This is a genomic window from Pseudomonas sp. BCRC 81390 (assembly GCF_030341915.1).
Lineage (GTDB): Bacteria > Pseudomonadota > Gammaproteobacteria > Pseudomonadales > Pseudomonadaceae > Aquipseudomonas.
In genome coordinates, this window is sequence record NZ_JATAAG010000013.1 from 101,338 (window position 1) to 119,761 (window position 18,424).

Sequence of the window (18,424 nt, forward strand, 5' to 3'; positions counted from 1 at the left end):
CCATACAGGGCCCCAAAAAACAATCCAACATGGGTCGGCCAGTGACTAGACCACTGGCCGACCCATCTCAAAGTCCCTGCTCTGCGAATGGCACGGCCAGCGCCAGGGCCTGGTCCAGCGCAGCGACGTCGACGCCGCCACCCTGGGCCATGTCCGGACGGCCACCGCCCTTGCCACCCACCGCCGCAGCGGCTTGTTTCATCAGATCGCCAGCCTTGAGTTGGCTGGAGAGGTCCTTGGTCACACCGGCCACCAGCACGACCTTGCCCTCATGCTCGCTGCCCAGCAGGATCACTGCGTGGCCGAGCTTGTTCTTCAGTTGATCGACCAGCGCCAGCAAGGCCTTGCCGTCCTGCCCGTCGAGGCGGGCGGCGAGCACCTTGGCGCCCTTGACCTCAACGGCCGCGTTGGAGAGATCATCCCCGGCGGCGCTGGCGGCCTTGGCCTGCAGCTGTTCCAGCTGCTTCTCCAGCTGGCGGTTGCGCTCGAGCACAGCCGACAGCTTGTCGATCAGGTTGTCACGGTTGCCTTTCACCAGTTGCGCGGCTTCCTTGACCTGCTCTTCGGCAGCGTTCAGGTAGGCCAGCGCCGCAGCGCCGGTGACCGCTTCGATACGGCGCACGCCAGAGGCTACGCCGCCTTCGCTGATGATCTTGAACAGGCTGATGTCACCGGTGCGCTTGGCGTGGATACCGCCACACAGCTCCACCGAGAAATCGCCGCCCATGCTCAGCACACGCACGGTGTCGCCGTACTTCTCACCGAACAGCGCCATGGCACCCTTGGCCTTGGCGGTTTCGATGTCGGTCAGCTCGGTTTCCACCGCAGTGTTCTTGCGCACTTCGCGGTTGACGATGTCTTCCAGGGCCTTGATCTGCTCCGGTTTCACCGCCTCGAAGTGGCTGAAGTCGAAACGCAGGCGCTGGCTGTCGACCAGCGAGCCCTTCTGCTGTACGTGCTCGCCCAGCACCTGGCGCAGTGCTTCGTGCAGCAGGTGGGTGGCCGAGTGGTTCAGCGAGGTGGCGTGCTGCACCTCGGCATCGACCTTGGCCTCGACCGACGAACCGATCAGCAGCGCACCGCTGGCGACCACGCCGTGGTGCAGGAAGGCGCCGCCAGTCTTGGTGGTGTCGCGCACGTCGAAACGTGCAGCGCCAGCCTGCAGGTAGCCGGTGTCGCCCACCTGGCCACCGGATTCGGCGTAGAACGGCGTGCGGTCGAGCACGACCACGCCCTGCTCACCTTCACCCAGCTGGTCGACGGCCTGGCCGTCCTTGTACAGGGCAATGACCTTGCCCTGGCCTTCGGTAGCGTCGTAGCCGAGGAACTCGGTGGCGCTGTCGACCTTGACCAGGCTGTTGTAGTCCATGCCAAAGGCGCTGGCCGAGCGGGCACGCTCACGCTGGGCGTCCATTTCACGCTCGAAGCCGGCTTCGTCGATGGTCAGTTCGCGCTCGCGGGCGATGTCGGCAGTCAGGTCCATCGGGAAGCCATAGGTGTCGTACAGCTTGAACACCACGTCGCCCGGTACCACGTCGCCTTTCAACTGCGCCAGGTCCTGCTCGAGGATACGCAGGCCCTGCTCCAGGGTCTTGGCGAACTGCTCTTCTTCGGCCTTGAGCACGCGCTCGATGTGCGCCTGCTGGCTGTTCAGTTCCGGGAAGGCTGCGCCCATTTCGGCGACCAGCGCGGCCACGATCTGGTAGAAGAAGCTGCCCTTGGCACCCAGCTTGTTGCCGTGGCGGCAGGCGCGGCGAATGATGCGGCGCAGCACGTAGCCACGGCCTTCGTTGGACGGCAGCACGCCGTCGGCGATCAGGAAGCCGCACGAACGGATATGGTCGGCCACCACTTTCAGCGAAGCCTGGCCGTCATTGCTGCAGCCGATGGCCTTGGCCGCGGCGGCCAGCAGGTTCTGGAACAGGTCGATCTCGTAGTTCGAATGCACGTGCTGCAACACGGCGCTGACACGCTCCAGGCCCATGCCGGTGTCCACCGACGGCGCTGGCAGCGGGTGCAGCACGCCATCGGCGGTGCGGTTGAACTGCATGAAGACGTTGTTCCAGATCTCGATGTAGCGGTCGCCGTCTTCTTCCGGCGAGCCGGGTGGGCCACCCCAGATGTCCGGGCCGTGGTCGTAGAAGATCTCGGTGCACGGGCCACACGGGCCGGTGTCGCCCATGGTCCAGAAGTTGTCGGAGGCGTACGGGGCGCCTTTATTGTCGCCGATGCGCACCATGCGCTCGGCTGGCACGCCGACTTCCTTGGTCCAGATGTCGTAGGCTTCGTCGTCAGTGGCGTAGACCGTTACCCAGAGCTTTTCCTTGGGCAGGTTCAGCCACTTTTCCGAGGTCAGGAAGGTCCAGGCGAAGGTGATGGCGTCGCGCTTGAAATAGTCGCCGAAGCTGAAGTTGCCCAGCATTTCGAAGAAGGTGTGGTGACGCGCGGTGTAACCGACGTTTTCCAGGTCGTTGTGCTTGCCACCGGCGCGCACGCACTTCTGGCTGCTGACGGCACGGGTGTAGGCACGCTTCTCCGCACCGAGGAAGCAGTCCTTGAACTGGTTCATGCCGGCATTGGTGAACAGCAGGGTCGGGTCGTTGTTCGGGATCAGCGAACTGGAGGCGACTCGGGTATGTCCCTGCTCTTCGAAGAAGCGAAGGAAGGCTTCACGGATTTCTGCGCTTTTCATAGGTTCTTCCACGGAAACGGCAGCCCTGTTGGGCAAACGCGTCGACGAAACGACGGCAAAGGGCCGCATTATATCGGTCCTGCGGTCTCGATGCAGTGTGTTTATACGATAGAAACCATCGTTTGGACGGTTTTTCGGGTTATGCAAACGAAAACGACATGGCCGGATGCTAAAGCCTGCCTTTCGCCACTGGCAAGCCAATTACCGCTCAGGGGGAGGGAAAATGGAACAGGCGGTGAATTAAAGGCGTTTCATGGGCAAACCGCGGACGATTTCAGCCTGTCCCGGCGTTGACGCCGGGACAGGCTGACTGCCAATCACCCCAACCGCTGCCCTGAATCGGGCACGATCAGGATGCCGGCGCGCAAGCCGTTCCTGACCTTGGGGTTGGGGAAGATGATCCGCGCCCCCTCCTCTTCCACCACCCAGCGGGTTTCCGCCAGGTCCTCGGCCAACAGGTAGCCCTTGCTCAGCTCGGAGAAGTTTTCGATATCCGCCGGCAGATGCAGGTGGAAGCTGTCGCTGTGCTTGATGATCTCGCGGGAAACGCTGAACAGCTGCAAGCCATCCAGCGAACCTTCGCCTTCCGGCTCGGCGTCTTCGATGATCTGGATCAGGCGCTGTTCCAGCTTGTCGAGGTTGACCAGCTCGTTCTGGCCGAACGGGCGGGCCTTGCCCAACTCCAGGGTAAAGGCTTCGGCCTCCAGTTGCTCATAGGTGAAGGCACTGAAGGTGATGGACGACTTGCTCTGCAACAGCACGGCCTGCATGCCCGCTGCCGCCAGGCGTGCCAGCTCGCGGCGGGAATGCTTGCGTCCCTCCTTGAAGGGATACAAGGCGAACTGCTCGATCTTCGAGCCGCGGATGGCCGTATGCAGGTCGTAATGCAGGCGGCTGCGCCCCGGCTTGCTGAAAAACACCCGGGCGAACTGCTCCAGCTCCGCTGCACGCAAGGCCTCGAAGCCACTGGACAGCTCGTGACGGCCGTTGAACAGGCGGTTGATGTCCTGCTCGATGAAGCGCTCACCCTTGCGGATCGCTGCAGGATTACCGAACAGGAACAGCACCCGCGCCCTGGGAATGATCTTGCCGTTGGCCACGCCGTGCAGCAGGCGCTCGAGCAGCTCGATCGGCGCCGTCTCGTTGCCATGGATACCGGCGGACAACAGCAAGTCGAGCCCGCAATCGTCGCTTTCGGCCGGGCGCACTTCCAGCGCGCCCTCCCCTAGCCAGCGCAAACGCACGCCCTTGGGAGTCACTTGGGTCTTCTCGGCCGGTTCGTGATCGGTGAGGGTCAGCTCAAGCAATTTGCCAAGGGCGAGCATAGGGACTTCCTTAGTGGTGGTGGCCGCAGTCGGGGCCATGGACGTGATCGTCGTCTTCGCCAAGCTCCGCCGGCTCCATTTCCAGTTGCAGGCTGACCAGGTTGGTGGCCATCGGCCGCAGCAACAGGTTGGCATACTCGGTGTCGTCTTCCTCGACATCCACGCCGATCAGCAGCTGGCCACGGCCATCCTGCTGAATCCACACTTCCTTGCCTTGCCAGACCACGGCAAAGCGGGTGCAGGAAGTCTCCAGCTGGGTGCCGTCTTCATCTTCGAGGATCAGGCGCAGGGCGTCGGTCATTGCAAAGTCTCTCTTCAAGGTTGGCGTTGGAACGGATACACCGAGCCCAACTTCAGGATCTGGGTCAGTTCGTCCAGTGCCGTACGACATTCCAGCAACAGCTGCGGGTCGGCCAGGTCCGCTTCGCCAAGGCGGTCGCGGTAGTGCTTGTCGACCCACTGCACCAGGGTGTCGTACAGCGGGGCGGTCATGATAACGCCTTGGTTGACCGCTGCCAGTTCCGATTCCTTCAACGCCACGCGCAAACGCAGGCAAGCCGGGCCACCACCGTTCTGCATGCTCTGCTTGAGGTCGAACACCTTGACCTCCTTCACCGGGCCACCCTGGCTGGTCAGCTGGCCCAGGTAGGCCCAGACCCGCTCATTGTTGCGGCACTCTTCCGGCACCACCAGCAGCATGGAGCCGTCCTCACGGCTGAGCAGCTGGCTGTTGAACAGGTAGGAACGCACCGCGTCCTCCACCGTCACCGCTGCGCGTGGCACGCAGATGGCCTGGAAGTTGCCCCCCTTGCTGGCCAGTTTAGCTCGCAGTTGGCCAAGTACCGTGTCGGTCTGGAGGAAAGCATCCTCGTGATAGAACAGCACTTCGCCGTTGCCCACCGAGATCACATCGTTGTGGAACACGCCTTGGTCGATCACGGCCGGGTTCTGTTGAGCGTAGACCACGCCATCGTCGCTCAGGCCATGCAGCCTGGCCACCGCCTGCGAGGCTTCCAGGGTTTGCCGGGCCGGGTATTTCTGCGGTGCCGGGTAGCGGCTGTCGAACGCACTGCGGCCATAGACGAAGAACTCCACGCCAGCCTCGCCATAGCTACGGCAGAAACGCGTGTGGTTGGCCGCGCCTTCGTCGCCGAACTGGGCCACGGCAGGCAACGCCGCATGGTGGGCAAAATGCTGCTCATCGCTGAACATGGCCCCCAGCACGCGGCTGGTGGTCGGGTGCTCGATGCTGCGGTGGTACTTGCAGTTGAGGTTGGCGGCGGTGAAGTGCACGCGGCCATCGGCGGTGTCGGCACTGGGACTGACCGTGGCGGCGTTGGCCACCCACATGCTCGAGGCCGAGCAACTGGCCACCAGCAGTGGCATGGCTTCCCTGGCAGCGCGCTGGATCACTTCGGCATCGCTGCCGCTGAAGCCCAGGCGGCGCAGCGCCGCCACATCGGGGCGCTCCTGCGGCGCGAGCACGCCCTGCTTGAAGCCCATGTCGGCCAGCGCTTTCATCTTCGCCAAGCCCTGGCGCGCGGCTTCGCGCGGGTTGGACCCCTGCTGGCTGTTGCTCTGCGAAGCCACGTTACCGTAGGACAGGCCGCCGTAATTGTGGGTAGGCCCCACCAGGCCATCAAAATTCACTTCATAGGATTTCATCGGCTAGGCTCCGAGACCTGTTGTTATAGGGTGACGCCCGGCGTGAGGGTCGCCGGCAGGGCAAGGCTGGCGGTCTCCAGCGAGGCCACGGGGTAGGCGCAGTAATCAGCGGCGTAATAGGCGCTGGCGCGATGGTTGCCACTGGCGCCGACACCACCGAACGGCGCGCTGCTGGCGGCGCCGGTCAGCTGTTTGTTCCAGTTGACGATGCCGGCGCGGCTGCGCAGCCAGAAGTACTGGTAGCGGGCGCGGGAGTCGGACAGCAACCCGGCGGCCAGGCCGTACTGGGTGTTGTTGGCTTCTTCGATGGCGGCATCGAAGTCGGCGTAGCGAATCACCTGCAGCAGCGGGCCGAAGAATTCTTCGTCCGGCCGCTCGCTGACGGCACTGACGTCGAGGATACCCGGGGTCAGCAGCGCGGCATCGGCCTGCGGCTGGGTCATTTCCAGCAGCTGCACGGCGCCCTTGGCAACCAGCTCGGCCTGGGCCGCCAGCAACGCCCGCGCCGCCTGTAGCGAAATGACCGAGCCCATGAACGGCGCCGGCTGCTGGTCGAACGCACCCACCGTGATGGTCTTGCACACCTCGACCAGGCGCGCGATCAACCTGTCCCCCCAGGCGCCTTGCGGCACCAGCAGGCGGCGGGCACAGGTGCAGCGCTGGCCGGCGGAAATGAACGCCGACTGGATGATGGTGTACACCGCTGCGTCAAGGTCCTTGACCTCGTCTACCAGCAGCGGGTTGTTGCCCCCCATTTCCAGGGCCAGGATCTTGTCCGGGCGGCCGGCGAACTGCTGGTGCAGCAGGTTGCCGGTACGGCTGGAGCCGGTGAAGAACAGGCCGTCGATACCCGGGTTGGCGGCCAGCGCCACGCCGGTTTCACGCGCACCCTGCACCAGGTTCAGCACACCCGCCGGCAGCCCGGCGGCGATCCAGCAGTTGACGGTCAGCTCGGCGACCTTGGGGGTCAGCTCGCTAGGCTTGAACACCACGCAGTTACCCGCCAGCAGTGCTGGCACGATATGACCGTTGGGCAGGTGGCCGGGGAAGTTGTATGGGCCGAACACCGCCACCACACCGTGGGGCTTGTGCCGCAGCACTGCCGTGGCATCGGCCAGCGGGCCACTCTTCTCACCGGTGCGCTCGCGGTAGCTCTGCACCGAGATCGCCACCTTGTTGACCATGCTGGTGACTTCGGTGGCCGACTCCCACAGGGGCTTGCCGGTTTCCTCGCCGATGCACTGGGCCAGCGCTTCGGCATGCGTCCTGAGCTGCTCGGCAAATTTCTCCAGCACGTCGATACGCGCTTCCAGGCTCAGTTGTGCCCAGGCCGGAAAGGCCTGGCGGGCGGCCTGTACGGCGGCATCCACCTGGCTGGCGTCAGCGCCCTGGCCTTGCCAGATGACGGACTGCGTGACCGGGTTGAGCGACTGCAGGGTTTCGCCCTGGCCGGCCTGCCAGTTGCCGGCGATGTAATGCGTGGTCATTTATTTGGCCTCCCGGCTTGCCGACAGCGGCACCGCGCGTACATTGTCGCCGGCACCCATGCGCAGGCGCTTGGCCGTCAAGGGGTCGACCACCAGGGTACCGGCGGCCAGCCGCGCAGGTGCGGCCGTGATGCGGCAGTCGTCGCGCTTGCGGTTGTGAATGATGTAAGGGGTGGCGTCATCGCCCGGCGTACCCACGGCCAGCACCAGGGTCTGGCTTTCGCGCACGGCGCGGATCTTGTCGGTATCGCATTCGATAGCAGGGCCGGCGTCGAAAATGTCGACGTAGCCCTGGTAGTTGAAACCTTCCTGCTTGAGCATCGCCAGCGCCGGCTCGGTGTCCTTGTGCACGCGGCCGATCACGTTGCGTGCCGCCTCGGACAGGAAGCAGGTGTACAGCGGGAACTTCGGCATCAGCTCGGCGATGAACGACTTGTTGCCCACGCCGGTGAGGTAGTCAGCCTGGCTGAACTCCATCTTGAAGAAGTGCCGGCCCAAGCTTTCCCAGAACGGCGAACGCCCCTGCTCGTCGGACATGCCGCGCATTTCGGCGATGATCTTCTTGCCGAACAGCTCGGGGAATTCGGCCATGAACAGCATGCGCGCCCGCGACAGCAGGCGGCCATTGAGGCCCGAGCGGTAGTCGCTGCGCAGGAACAGCGAGCACAGCTCGGAATTGCCGGTCAGGTCGTTGGCCAGGAACAGGGTGGGGATTTCGCGGTAGATCTTCAGCTCCTGCGAGGCGCTGACGGTCAACCCGACCCGGTAGTTGTACCAGGGCTCGCGCAGGCCGACGGCACCGGCAATGGCACTGATGCCCACCACCAGGCCTTCGTCGTTTTCCAGCACGAACAGGTAGTCGGTGTCGGCGCGCTCGGCTTCGCCACGGAAGCTTTTTTCCGCCCAGCCAACGCGATGCCCCAGGCGCTCTTCGTTGGCCGGCAGCGTGGTCAGCCCGGTGGTTCCGGTGCTGCGTGCCAATTCGATCAACGCAGGCAAATCGCTGCTGCGTACAGGACGAACGATCATGCTATCTCCTTGTGCGACGGCGGCGGCCGGCGCGAAACTCTGCTAACGCATCAATCCGCAAACGTCTGTTGCCAGACCTCAGACCGCAACCAGACGCACGCTGGCCCCCTCGCCCACCCCCAGCGCATCGGCGGCTGCCAGGCTCAGGCTGACCGGTTTGCCGGGCACCCAGTCCAGGTCCAGCAGCACCGCGCGGTAGTCCTGCAGCAGGCCGTTGCACACCAGGTACGGGCGCCCGCCCTTGACCGGGGCGTCCTCGAGCTTCACCGGCACCACCCGGCTCTGGGCGATCGAACGGATGCCCGAAGTACGCGCATGCAGGGTCGGGCCACCATCGAAGATGTCGATGTAGTGCTCGGTTTCGAAGCCTTCGCGCATGAGGATGTCGAAGGTGATCTGTGCCCGCGGATGCACCTGGCCCATCGCTTCCTGCGCCAGGTCAGGCAGCAGCGGCACGTAGATCGGGTAGTGCGGCATCAGCTCGGCGAGGAAGGTACGGCTCTTCAGGCCGCACAGGCGCTCGGCGTCGGCGTAGTTGAGGTCGAAGAAATTGCGACCGATGGCATCCCAGAACGGCGATTCACCCTGCTCGTCGCTGTAGCCGACGATCTCGGTCACCACCGAATCGGCGAAACGCTCCGGGTGCGAGGCCATGAACAACAGGCGACCACGCGAATTGAGCTCGGCCCAACCACTGTTCACCAGCTCCGGCAGGACATAGAAGCTGGTCAGCAGGCTGTTGCCGGTCAGGTCATGGCACAACGACAGCACGTGGATCTTGTTGTGGATCTTCAGCTCGCGCGAAGCGTGCACGAAGGTTTCATTACGAAAGCTGTAGAAAGGCTCGGAGTAGCCGGCCGAAGCGACGATCGCCGAGCAGCCTGCCAGCTTGCCGGTTTCGCTGTCTTCAAGGACGAAGAAGTAGCTTTCTTCACCGTTGAAGCTGACCTCCGCGGCGAAGGAAGTCTCGGAAGCGGCGATCTTGTCGCCCAGGCGAGCAGTGTCGTCCGGCAGCGAGGTGACACCAATGGGGCTGTCTGCAGCCATGCGCTGCACTTCGTTCAGATCAGCCATTTGCGCGGGGCGCATCACCAGCATGGTGTCACTCCTTTGGAATACGGGCCGCTCATGGCGGCACGAAAAAACGGCAGGTGCACCGGCACCTGCACGGGAATCGGGTATCGCCGGCGCGGCTCAGTCATCGTTGCCGGCGATAGGACCTCAGGCTGCTCAGCCCTGGGTCAGGGTGGCCACGGCGCGCTCGAAGCGATCCAGGCCTTCATCGATGTCGGCGTCTTCAACCACCAGGCTTGGGGCAAAGCGGACCACATCCGGGCCGGCCTGAAGCACCATCACGCCTTCCTTCTCGGCGGCGTTGAGCACGTCCTTGGCCTTGCCTTTCCAGGCATCAGCCAGCACGCAGCCCAGCAACAGGCCAACGCCACGCACCTGGGTGAACAGCTGGTACTTCTGGCCGATCTGTTCCAGGCGCACCTTGAAGCGCTCGTGCTTGGCCTTGATGCCGGCCAGGGTTGCCGGGGTGTTGACCACGTCCAGCACCGCGCAGGCCACCGCGCAACCCAGCGGGTTGCCGCCGTAGGTGGTGCCGTGGGTGCCGACGGCCAGGTGCTTGGCCAGCTCGGTGGTGGTCAGCATGGCGCCGATCGGGAAGCCACCGCCCAGGCTCTTGGCGCTGGTCAGGATGTCCGGGGTCACACCGTAGTGCTGGTACGCATACAGCGAACCGGTACGGCCCACGCCTGTCTGCACTTCGTCGAAGATCAGCAGGGCGTTGTGCTCGTCGCACAGTTTGCGTGCGCCTTCCAGGTAGGCCTGGTCGGCCGGCACCACGCCGCTCTCGCCCTGGATCGGCTCGATCACCACGGCGCAGGTCTTGTCGGAGATCTGTGCCTTCAGTGCTTCCAGGTTGTTGTAGGGCACATGGCTGATACCGGTGATCTTCGGGCCGAAGCCGTCGGAATACTTCGGCTGGCCGCCGACGCTGACGGTAAACAGGGTACGGCCGTGGAAGCTGTTCACGGTGGCAATGATTTCGTGCTTGTCCGGGCCGAAGCGGTCATGGGCAACGCGCCGGGCCAGCTTGAAGGCAGCCTCGTTGGCCTCGGCGCCGGAGTTGCAGAAGAATGCACGGTCGGCAAAGGTGGCATCCACCAGCTTGTGGGCCAGGCGCAGGGCCGGCTCGTTGGTGAATACGTTGGATACGTGCCAGAGGGTGTTGGCCTGCTCGGTCAGGGCCTTGACCAGTGCCGGGTGGCAGTGGCCCAGGGCGTTGACCGCGATGCCACCGGCAAAGTCGATCAGCTCGCGACCCGACTGGTCCCAGACACGGGAGCCCTCGCCTCGCACAGGAATGAAGGCCGCCGGGGAATAGTTGGGGACCATGACCTGGTCGAAATCGGCACGTTGCACCGGGGCTTGCTCAACGGACATCTGAGTCTCCTGATGAGGAACGCTGGCCTGGAAGTGGCGAGCGATGGGGGGATTGTAAGGACTGATCCACGCCTGTCCTTGCGGCCAAGCGACAACTTGTTACAGCGCAAAACCCTGTTTGCACAAGGTTTTCGGCAATGCGACAAACACTGTCGCAATCGCGCAGTGTACGGGAGAGAGGGGGCTGGGTGAACGGGTGTTCACATAAGAAGGGATGGCGCCTGTACCGACCTCTTCGCGGGTAAACCCGCTCCCACAGGCATGCACGGCTCTCAAGGCCGGTGGAGATCCTGTGGGAGCGGGTTTACCCGCGAGGCCGATACAGACGGAGGAGAAATCAGCCTTTTTCGGCAGGCGCCGAGCTCAATTCGAACGGGCTGCTGTTGCGCCGCTGGTTACGGTCTTCCCGCGGTGTCGCACCAAAGAAATTGCGATACGCACTGGAGAAGTGCGGGCCCGAGGAGAAGCCGCAGGACAGGCCGATCTGAATGATCGACTTGCTGGTCTGCATCAGCATTTGCCGCGCCTTGTTCAGCCGCAGTTCCAGGTAGTACTGGCTCGGCACGCGGTTGAGGTACTGCTTGAAGATGCGCTCCAGCTGCCGGCGTGACACGCACACATGCTGGGCAATTTCGTCGGTGGTCAGCGGCTCTTCGATATTCGCTTCCATCAGCAGCACCGCCTGGGTCAGCTTGGGGTGGCTGGAGCCCAGGCGATTCTGCAACGGAATGCGCTGGCGCTCCCCCCCCTCGCGGATGCGCTCGACCACCAGTTCCTCCGACACCGCCCCGGCCAACTCGGCACCGTGATCACGTGCCAGCACCGCCAACAGCAGGTCGGTCACCGCCATGCCCCCACAGGCGGTCAGGCGATCACGGTCCCAGTCGAACAGGTGGCTGGTGGCGATGACCTTGGGGAAACGCTCGGCAAAATCATCCTGCCAACGCCAATGCACCGCCGCCCGGTATCCATCGAGCAGGCCCAGCATCGCCAGGGGATAGACCCCGGCCGACAGCCCGCCGATCATGCAGCCGCTGCGCGCCAGCTGCTTGAGTGCGGCCACCAGGGGGCCCGCCACCGTCGCCGGCGGCTCGTCAGCCACCAGGAACAGCTTCTGGCAACCGTCAAGACGACCGTTCCACGGCTCGCCCGGCAGGCGCCAACTGCCTTCCTGCGCCGGCTCTGCCTGCAGGAACTGCAGCTCGTAGACCACCTCCGGGTGCACCCGCTGCGCCACCTGCAACACCTCCTCGGCCAGCGCCAGGGTCAATGGCCTGGTAGTGGGCCAGATGAGAAAACCGATTCGCTGGGTGGTCATAGGGTACGGTCCGAAACCTGAGGTCGTTCGAGTCTGTGCGCCGGGTCAGGCTGCGCTCGCCGCGCAGCATGCCCTATTATGGTGCAAAAATGCAGCTTTTACTTCAGGCTACCGGAGAGGAACTGCTTGAGCCGCTCCGACTGCGGATTGGCCAGCACCTGGCGCGGGCAGCCGGTTTCTTCGACCAGGCCCTTGTGCAGGAACACCAGCTGGTTCGACACCTCGCGGGCAAAGCCCATTTCATGGGTTACCACCACCATGGTCCGGCCTTCCTGGGCCAGCGCCTGCATGACCTTGAGCACATCACCCACCAGCTCCGGGTCGAGTGCCGACGTCGGCTCATCGAACAGCATCACTTCCGGCTCCATCGCCAGCGCCCGGGCAATGGCCACACGCTGCTGCTCGCCGCCGGACATGTGCCCGGGGAAGGCGTCCTTGCGGTGCGCGACACCGACCTTGGCCAGGTAGTGCTCGGCCTTTTCCAGGGCTTCCTTGCGGTTCACCCCCAGCACGTGCACCGGCGCTTCGATGATGTTCTCCAGCGCAGTCATGTGCGACCACAGGTTGAAATGCTGGAACACCATCGACAGGCGCGAGCGCATGCGCTGCAACTGACGCGGGTCGGCGGCCTTGAGCGCACCGTCCTTGCCCGGTACCAGCTTGAGTTCTTCGCTGTTGAGCAGGATCTTGCCCGCGTGCGGCTGCTCCAGCAGATTGATGCAGCGCAGGAAGGTCGACTTGCCCGAACCGCTGGAGCCGATGATGCTGATGACATCGCCTGCCTTGGCCGACAGGGACACGCCCTTGAGCACTTCATGGCTGCCGTAGCGCTTGTGCAGGTCTTGGACTTCGAGTTTGTACATGCTGTCGATTCTCACAAAGCGGTCAGTGCTTGCGCGGCGCCAGGTAGCCGAGCCAGCGGCGTTCGGCCATCTTGAACAGGCGCACCAGGATGAAGGTCAGGCACAGGTAGAACACGCCCGCCGTGATATAGGCCTCGAAAGGCAGGTAGTACTGGGCATTGACCGTGCGCGCAGCACCGGTGATGTCGATCAGGGTAACGATCGACGCCAGGCTGGTGGTCTGCAGCATCATGATCACTTCGTTGCTGTACTGCGGCAACGCCCGGCGCAGGGCCGACGGCAGCAGGATGCGCCGGTACATCTTCATGCGCGACATGCCCATGGCCTTGGCCGCCTCGATCTCGCCATGCGGCGTGGCCTTGAGGCTGCCGGCGATGATCTCGGCAGTGTAGGCGCTGGTGTTGATGCCGAACGCCAGGCAGGCACAGAAGGTGGCGCTGGACAGCAGCGGCCAGAGGATGCTTTCGCGCACCGCCTCGAACTGCGCCAGGCCGTAGTAGATCAGGAACAGCTGCACCAGCATCGGCGTGCCGCGGATCACATAGGTGTAGAGCCAGGCCAGCAGGTTGACCGCCGGCTGCTTGGACACCCGCATCAGGCCCAGCGGAATGGCCGCCAGCAGGCCGAAGAACAGCGAAATGGCCAGCAGCTTGAGCGTGGTCAGCAGGCCGCCGAAGTACATCGGCAACGCCTCCCACACGACGTTGTAGTCGAAGATCATAGTTCAGCCACCTTGACGCCCACCGAATAGCGGCGCTCGAGATACTTCAGGGCCAGCAGCGAGACACTGGTCAGCACCAGGTACAGGGCCGCCACCGCGAAGAAGAAGGTGAAAGGCTCGCGGGTGGCATCGGCCGCCTGCTTGGCCTTGAACATCATGTCCTGCAGGCCGACCACCGAGATCAGCGCAGTGGCCTTGGTCAGCACCAGCCAGTTGTTGGTGAAACCAGGAATAGCCAGGCGAATCATCTGTGGCACCTGGATGCGGAAGAACACCTGGCGATTGCTCATGCCATAGGCCACGCCCGCTTCGGCCTGGCCCTTGGGAATACCCAGGAACGCGCCACGGAAGGTTTCCGACAGGTACGCGCCAAAGATGAAGCCCAAGGTACCGATACCTGCGATCAGCGGATTCAGGTCGATGTAGTCTTCATAGCCCAACAGCGGCGCCACCCGGTTGATGATGTCCTGCCCGCCGTAGAAGATCAGCAGGATCAGGACCAGGTCCGGAATGCCGCGGATCACCGTGGAATACAGATCGCCCAGCCAGGCCAGCCAGCGCACCGGCGACAAGCGCAGCGCCACACCGATCAGGCCGAGCACGATGGCCAGGGCCATCGACGACAGGGCGAGCTGCAGCGTCAGCCACGCCCCGTCGAGGATGACTGCCCCGTAGCCTTTCAACATGATGAGGTCCTCGACCTAGAGAATGAAAAATGGTGCAAACCTCAGAGTTTCTGCTGTTTGCACCATTGCACAGGTGAAACCCGACGTCTTAGTTCGAGTCTGGACCGTAGATATCGAAGTTGAAGTACTTCTTCTCGATTTCTTTGTACTTGCCATTGGCACGGATGGCGTCGATGGCCGCGTTGATGCGGTCGGCGTTGGCCTTGTCACCCTTGCGCACGGCGATGCCGACGCCGTCACCGAAATACTTCACGTCGGTGAACGACGGGCCGACGAAGGCGAAGCCCTTGCCAGCGTCGGTCTTCAGGAAACCGTCCTCCAGCAGGGTGGCGTCAGCCACGGTACCATCGAGACGGCCGGCAGCCACGTCCAGGTAGATTTCGTTCTGGGTACCGTAAGGAACCACGGTGGCACCCTTGGCGGCCAGCACTTCCTTGGCGAAGCGGTCATGGATCGAACCGCGCTGCACACCGATCTTCTTGCCCTTGAGTTCATCCAGGCTGTCGCTGACGGTGGTGCCTTCCTTCATGACCAGGCGCGCCGGGGTCAGGTAGTAGCGCTTGGTGAAATCGACCGACTTCTTGCGGTCTTCGGTGATCGACATGGACGACAGGATGGCGTCGATCTTGCGCACTTTCAGCGCCGGGATCAGGCCGTCGAATTCCTGCTCGACCCAGGTGCACTTGGCTTTCATCTCTTCGCACAGGGCGTTGCCGATGTCGTAGTCGAAACCGGCGATGCTGCCATCAGGCTGCTTGAAGGCAAACGGTGGGTAGGCGGCCTCGATGCCGATTTTCAACGGTTTTTCATCGGCCTGCGATACCAGGGAAAACACGGACAGCGCCAGGGCGCCAAGCAGTGCGAGCTTCTTCATCAGGTAACTCCATCGGTACGGGGCAATACAAGGCAGGTAACGGCTGCCCGATATGCGAATGGGTACAACGCGAGCCGCGCAGGGTATCGACCAAGGTCGCAGACCACGAGCGTGTGAGTGGCATTCTAGCGACAGCCCGGTAGTCGATATTTCTTCAAAGCGACAACTACTTACAGAAGCGCCAGAAACCGCTGCGGGCGATGTTGACAGCCAGTGCAAAATATGCAAAAGCGCAAGAAATAGAACCTATAAACCTAGCAATTCCTGGGCCTATTATTGGCAAAGCCTTGTAGGACGGCAAGTGTAGCGTGCTGCGGTGAAAAAAATGCCGGCGAAATGCACCGAAACGAAGCGGAATTGTTTCCTGGCGCCCCGATGCCGTGCGCCAACGGTGACAGAACAGTTACCGATGAATGTCGGGTAACAGTAAAGCAAAAACCCCGCCGGTTGCCCGGGCGGGGTTTTTAATGGCTACACCGACCTGTGTGGGAGCGGGCGCGCCCGCGAACACCGGCGTAGCCGGTGCCATCCACCGCGTCGCCTGCTTCGCGGGCATGCCCGCTCCCACAGGGGATCGTGTGCGACTCGGCTATCAGGCCGAAGCCAGGCTCATCGCCTTGTGGGTATCGATCAGATGCTGCACCACCCCTGGGTCGGCCAGGGTCGAGATGTCACCCAGGGCGCCGTATTCGCCCGTGGCAATCTTGCGCAGGATGCGGCGCATGATCTTGCCCGAACGGGTCTTCGGCAGCCCCGGCGCCCACTGGATCACGTCCGGCGAGGCGATCGGGCCGATTTCCTTGCGCACCCAGTTCTTCAGCTCCAGGCGCAACTGCTCGCTGGGCTCGATGCCGGCATTGAGGGTGACATACACGTAGATGCCCTGCCCCTTGATGTCGTGCGGCACGCCCACCACCGCCGCCTCGGCCACTTTCGAATGGGCCACCATGGCGCTTTCGATCTCGGCAGTACCCATGCGGTGGCCGGACACGTTGAGCACGTCATCCACGCGGCCGGTGATCCAGTAGTAGCCATCTTCGTCGCGACGCGCGCCGTCGCCGGTGAAGTACATGCCACGGAAGGTCTTGAAGTAGGTGTCGACGAAACGGTCGTGGTCGCCGTACAGCGAACGCGATTGCCCCGGCCAGGAATCGAGGATCACCAGGTTACCTTCGGCGGCACCTTCGATCAGGTTGCCCAGGTTGTCCACCAGGGCTGGCACCACGCCGAAAAACGGACGGGTTGCCGAACCCGGCTTGAGGCCAGTGGCACCCGGCAGCGGACTGATCAGGATGCCGCCGGTTTCGGTCTGCCACCAGGTATCGACGATCGGGCAACGTTCCTTGCCCACGGCCTTGTAGTACCAGTTCCAGGCTTCGGGGTTGATCGGCTCGCCCACCGAACCCAGCAGACGCAAGCTGGAGCCGTCAGCCCCGGCCACCGCAGCCTCGCCTTCGGCCATCATCGCGCGGATGGCAGTTGGCGCGGTGTACAGGATATTGACCTTGTGCTTGTCGATGATCTTCGACACGCGGGTGATGTCCGGGTAGTTCGGCACGCCCTCGAACAGCAGCGTGGTGGCACCGTTGGCCAGCGGGCCGTAGACGATGTAGCTGTGGCCGGTGACCCAACCCACGTCGGCGGTGCACCAGTAGACCTCGCCCGGGCGGTAGTCGAACACGCGCTCATGGGTCAGCGCGGCATAGACCAGGTAACCACCGGTGGTGTGCAGCACGCCCTTCGGCTTGCCGGTGGAGCCGGAGGTGTAAAGGATGAACAGCGCTTCCTCGGCCCCCATCTCTTTCGGCGCGCAGTGGCTGGAAGCCACTTTCATCAGGTCTTCGTACCAGATGTCGCGATGCTGGTGCCAGGCAATGTCGCCTCCGGTGCGCTTGCACACGATGATCTTCTGCACGCTGTTGGTTTCCGGGTTGGTCAACGCCAGGTCGACGTTGGCCTTGAGCGGGGTACGGCGGCCGCCGCGCACGCCTTCGTCGGCGGTGATGACCACCTTGGACTTGCAGTCGATGATCCGCCCGGCCAGCGCTTCCGGCGAGAAGCCACCGAATACCACCGAGTGGATCGCACCGATACGGGCGCAGGCCAGCATGGCGACCACAGCTTCCGGGATCATCGGCATATAGATGGTGACCACGTCACCGCGGTGCACATCCTGGCCACGCAGGGCGTTGGCAAACTTGCAGACCTGCTCGTGCAATTCGCGGTAGGTGATGTTGCGGTGCTCGGAAGGATCGTCGCCTTCCCAGATGATGGCCAACTGGTCACCGCGCTCTTCGAGGTGGCGATCCAGGCAGTTGGAGGAAACGTTCAGAGTGCCGTCGGCGAACCATTTGATATCGACATGGTGGTCGTCGAAGGAGGTCTGCTTGACCTTGGTGAACGGCTTGATCCAGTCGATACGCTGGGCCTGCTCGCGCCAGAAGCCGTCCGGGTTGATCACCGACTGCTGGTACATGGCCTTGTAGGTGGCCTCGTCGGTGAGGGTGGTGGCCGCAACCTCGGGACGAACGGGATACAGTGGAGCCGCACTCATCTGTGTTACCTCGGTGTAATAGTTGTTTTTGTATGGAACCGTTTGTAACTGTACCAGAGCGACAAAAGCCATTCGACGTTGGTAGTAATTTGGTACGTCCGTACAGGACGGCCGCTCTAGCATGCGCTTTACGGCCGTGACGAAGCGACAACTGGAGCGTTGCCCAGACGATTGTTACAGATTCTGTCAAAACACTTTATCAAAAGCCCCACTGTTTCAGTCTTGGCGACAACCCTAAAATTCATCTCGCCAACAACGGCAAGGCGATTAACAACTGGTAACAGCCCCCACGAAGGCAAGCGTTAATCCCCATCATATCCCGATAGTTAAACCAGCAATACTCGCGGCGCCAAAAGCGCCGCGCGCCCCCTCACGACCTTAGACAGGTAAATGGAAAATGAAAGCTTTACTGGTATTGGTACTTGGCAGTCTTTGCGGCGCGGCGATGGCCGGCGAAGCGAAAGAGGCCGAGCAGATTCCGGTTGAACAGTACAACTATTCGCAGCACCTGGACATTGCCCGCGTCATTTCCATGAGCGAAGTGCCCAATGTGTGCGAAGTCGTGCCAGCCCGCATGACCTATGAAGACTCCAAGGGCCAGAAGCACATTCTCGAATACCGCGTGATGGGGAACGGCTGTTCCAACGGCTGATACCTTGTGAATTGGGGGCCCTGCGGGCCCCATTCGCGACACAAGGCCGCTCCTACAGGTACCGCGCAATGTTTGAAGCCTGCGCAGTACTTGTAGGAGCGGCCTTG

Annotated in this window: 15 protein-coding genes; 1 reads left to right on the forward strand and 14 read right to left on the reverse strand. The window is 63.0% G+C overall.

Annotation, left to right across the window (positions count from 1 at the left end; genetic code table 11):
• Positions 1-67 precede the first annotated feature (67 nt).
• The 14 genes from alaS to acs form a co-directional block, all read right to left on the reverse strand.
• Positions 68-2,692, reverse strand: coding sequence for an alanine--tRNA ligase (gene alaS / locus QSV36_RS07095; protein ID WP_170031211.1), 2,625 nt, complete (start codon positions 2,690-2,692; stop codon positions 68-70).
• A 317-nt stretch (positions 2,693-3,009) separates the two neighbouring features.
• Positions 3,010-4,017: a succinylglutamate desuccinylase gene (gene astE, locus QSV36_RS07100; protein WP_289130971.1), complete on the reverse strand. Its 1,008-nt coding sequence runs from the start codon at positions 4,015-4,017 to the stop codon at positions 3,010-3,012.
• Between the two features lie 10 nt (positions 4,018-4,027).
• Complete coding sequence (locus QSV36_RS07105; protein WP_003254508.1) at positions 4,028-4,318, reverse strand: topoisomerase II; 291 nt, start codon at positions 4,316-4,318, stop codon at positions 4,028-4,030.
• A 14-nt stretch (positions 4,319-4,332) separates the two neighbouring features.
• A complete protein-coding gene (gene astB / locus QSV36_RS07110; protein WP_289130972.1) occupies positions 4,333-5,682 on the reverse strand; it encodes an N-succinylarginine dihydrolase in 1,350 nt (449 codons plus the stop codon).
• Positions 5,683-5,705: 23 nt separating this feature from the next.
• Positions 5,706-7,169, reverse strand: coding sequence for a succinylglutamate-semialdehyde dehydrogenase (gene astD, locus QSV36_RS07115; RefSeq protein ID WP_289130973.1), 1,464 nt, complete (start codon positions 7,167-7,169; stop codon positions 5,706-5,708).
• On the reverse strand, positions 7,170-8,198 hold the full coding sequence (gene astA / locus QSV36_RS07120) for an arginine N-succinyltransferase (protein WP_063912885.1): 1,029 nt from the start codon (positions 8,196-8,198) through the stop codon (positions 7,170-7,172).
• A 78-nt stretch (positions 8,199-8,276) separates the two neighbouring features.
• Positions 8,277-9,296 (reverse strand): arginine/ornithine succinyltransferase subunit alpha, encoded by a 1,020-nt coding sequence (gene aruF / locus QSV36_RS07125; protein WP_225778726.1) that lies wholly within the window; start codon positions 9,294-9,296, stop codon positions 8,277-8,279.
• 132 nt (positions 9,297-9,428) lie between these two features.
• The gene (locus QSV36_RS07130; protein WP_289130974.1) at positions 9,429-10,649 is read right to left on the reverse strand and encodes an aspartate aminotransferase family protein; all 1,221 of its coding nucleotides are present in this window, start codon (positions 10,647-10,649) and stop codon (positions 9,429-9,431) included.
• Positions 10,650-10,986: 337 nt separating this feature from the next.
• Entirely contained in the window at positions 10,987-11,967 is a 981-nt protein-coding gene (argR, locus tag QSV36_RS07135) for a transcriptional regulator ArgR (RefSeq protein ID WP_289130975.1), read from the reverse strand.
• Positions 11,968-12,065: 98 nt separating this feature from the next.
• The gene (locus tag QSV36_RS07140; protein ID WP_225778729.1) at positions 12,066-12,830 is read right to left on the reverse strand and encodes an ABC transporter ATP-binding protein; all 765 of its coding nucleotides are present in this window, start codon (positions 12,828-12,830) and stop codon (positions 12,066-12,068) included.
• A 22-nt stretch (positions 12,831-12,852) separates the two neighbouring features.
• Positions 12,853-13,551, reverse strand: a complete 699-nt coding sequence (locus tag QSV36_RS07145) for an ABC transporter permease (protein ID WP_289130976.1) — start codon at positions 13,549-13,551, stop codon at positions 12,853-12,855.
• Entirely contained in the window at positions 13,548-14,237 is a 690-nt protein-coding gene (locus QSV36_RS07150) for an ABC transporter permease (protein WP_289130977.1), read from the reverse strand. The genes QSV36_RS07145 and QSV36_RS07150 overlap by 4 nt, the downstream gene beginning before the upstream one ends.
• A gap of 88 nt (positions 14,238-14,325) precedes the next feature.
• Complete coding sequence (aotJ, locus tag QSV36_RS07155; protein WP_289130978.1) at positions 14,326-15,111, reverse strand: L-arginine-binding protein AotJ; 786 nt, start codon at positions 15,109-15,111, stop codon at positions 14,326-14,328.
• A 592-nt stretch (positions 15,112-15,703) separates the two neighbouring features.
• A complete protein-coding gene (gene acs, locus QSV36_RS07160; RefSeq protein ID WP_186676385.1) occupies positions 15,704-17,665 on the reverse strand; it encodes an acetate--CoA ligase in 1,962 nt (653 codons plus the stop codon).
• Between the two features lie 397 nt (positions 17,666-18,062).
• Here acs and QSV36_RS07165 point away from each other — a divergent pair, with 397 nt between their 5' ends.
• Positions 18,063-18,317 carry a DUF2790 domain-containing protein gene (locus QSV36_RS07165; RefSeq protein ID WP_225778731.1) on the forward strand — a complete coding sequence of 85 codons (255 nt, stop codon included), beginning with the start codon at positions 18,063-18,065 and terminating at the stop codon, positions 18,315-18,317.
• The last annotated feature ends 107 nt before the right edge of the window (positions 18,318-18,424 follow it).

What these genes read in the sequence shown, in the direction of transcription:
- QSV36_RS07145 (WP_289130976.1), bottom strand. Translation starts at nt 13,551, where the DNA reads ATGATCTTCGACTACAACGTCGTGTGGGAGGCGTTGCCGATGTACTTC.
- astE (WP_289130971.1), bottom strand. Translation starts at nt 4,017, where the DNA reads ATGCTCGCCCTTGGCAAATTGCTTGAGCTGACCCTCACCGATCACGAA.
- aruF (WP_225778726.1), bottom strand. Translation starts at nt 9,296, where the DNA reads ATGCTGGTGATGCGCCCCGCGCAAATGGCTGATCTGAACGAAGTGCAG.
- alaS (WP_170031211.1), bottom strand. Translation starts at nt 2,692, where the DNA reads ATGAAAAGCGCAGAAATCCGTGAAGCCTTCCTTCGCTTCTTCGAAGAG.
- QSV36_RS07140 (WP_225778729.1), bottom strand. Translation starts at nt 12,830, where the DNA reads ATGTACAAACTCGAAGTCCAAGACCTGCACAAGCGCTACGGCAGCCAT.
- aotJ (WP_289130978.1), bottom strand. Translation starts at nt 15,111, where the DNA reads ATGAAGAAGCTCGCACTGCTTGGCGCCCTGGCGCTGTCCGTGTTTTCC.
- QSV36_RS07165 (WP_225778731.1), top strand. Translation starts at nt 18,063, where the DNA reads ATGAAAGCTTTACTGGTATTGGTACTTGGCAGTCTTTGCGGCGCGGCG.
- QSV36_RS07105 (WP_003254508.1), bottom strand. Translation starts at nt 4,318, where the DNA reads ATGACCGACGCCCTGCGCCTGATCCTCGAAGATGAAGACGGCACCCAG.
- astD (WP_289130973.1), bottom strand. Translation starts at nt 7,169, where the DNA reads ATGACCACGCATTACATCGCCGGCAACTGGCAGGCCGGCCAGGGCGAA.
- QSV36_RS07150 (WP_289130977.1), bottom strand. Translation starts at nt 14,237, where the DNA reads ATGTTGAAAGGCTACGGGGCAGTCATCCTCGACGGGGCGTGGCTGACG.
- acs (WP_186676385.1), bottom strand. Translation starts at nt 17,665, where the DNA reads ATGAGTGCGGCTCCACTGTATCCCGTTCGTCCCGAGGTTGCGGCCACC.
- QSV36_RS07130 (WP_289130974.1), bottom strand. Translation starts at nt 10,649, where the DNA reads ATGTCCGTTGAGCAAGCCCCGGTGCAACGTGCCGATTTCGACCAGGTC.
- argR (WP_289130975.1), bottom strand. Translation starts at nt 11,967, where the DNA reads ATGACCACCCAGCGAATCGGTTTTCTCATCTGGCCCACTACCAGGCCA.
- astA (WP_063912885.1), bottom strand. Translation starts at nt 8,198, where the DNA reads ATGATCGTTCGTCCTGTACGCAGCAGCGATTTGCCTGCGTTGATCGAA.
- astB (WP_289130972.1), bottom strand. Translation starts at nt 5,682, where the DNA reads ATGAAATCCTATGAAGTGAATTTTGATGGCCTGGTGGGGCCTACCCAC.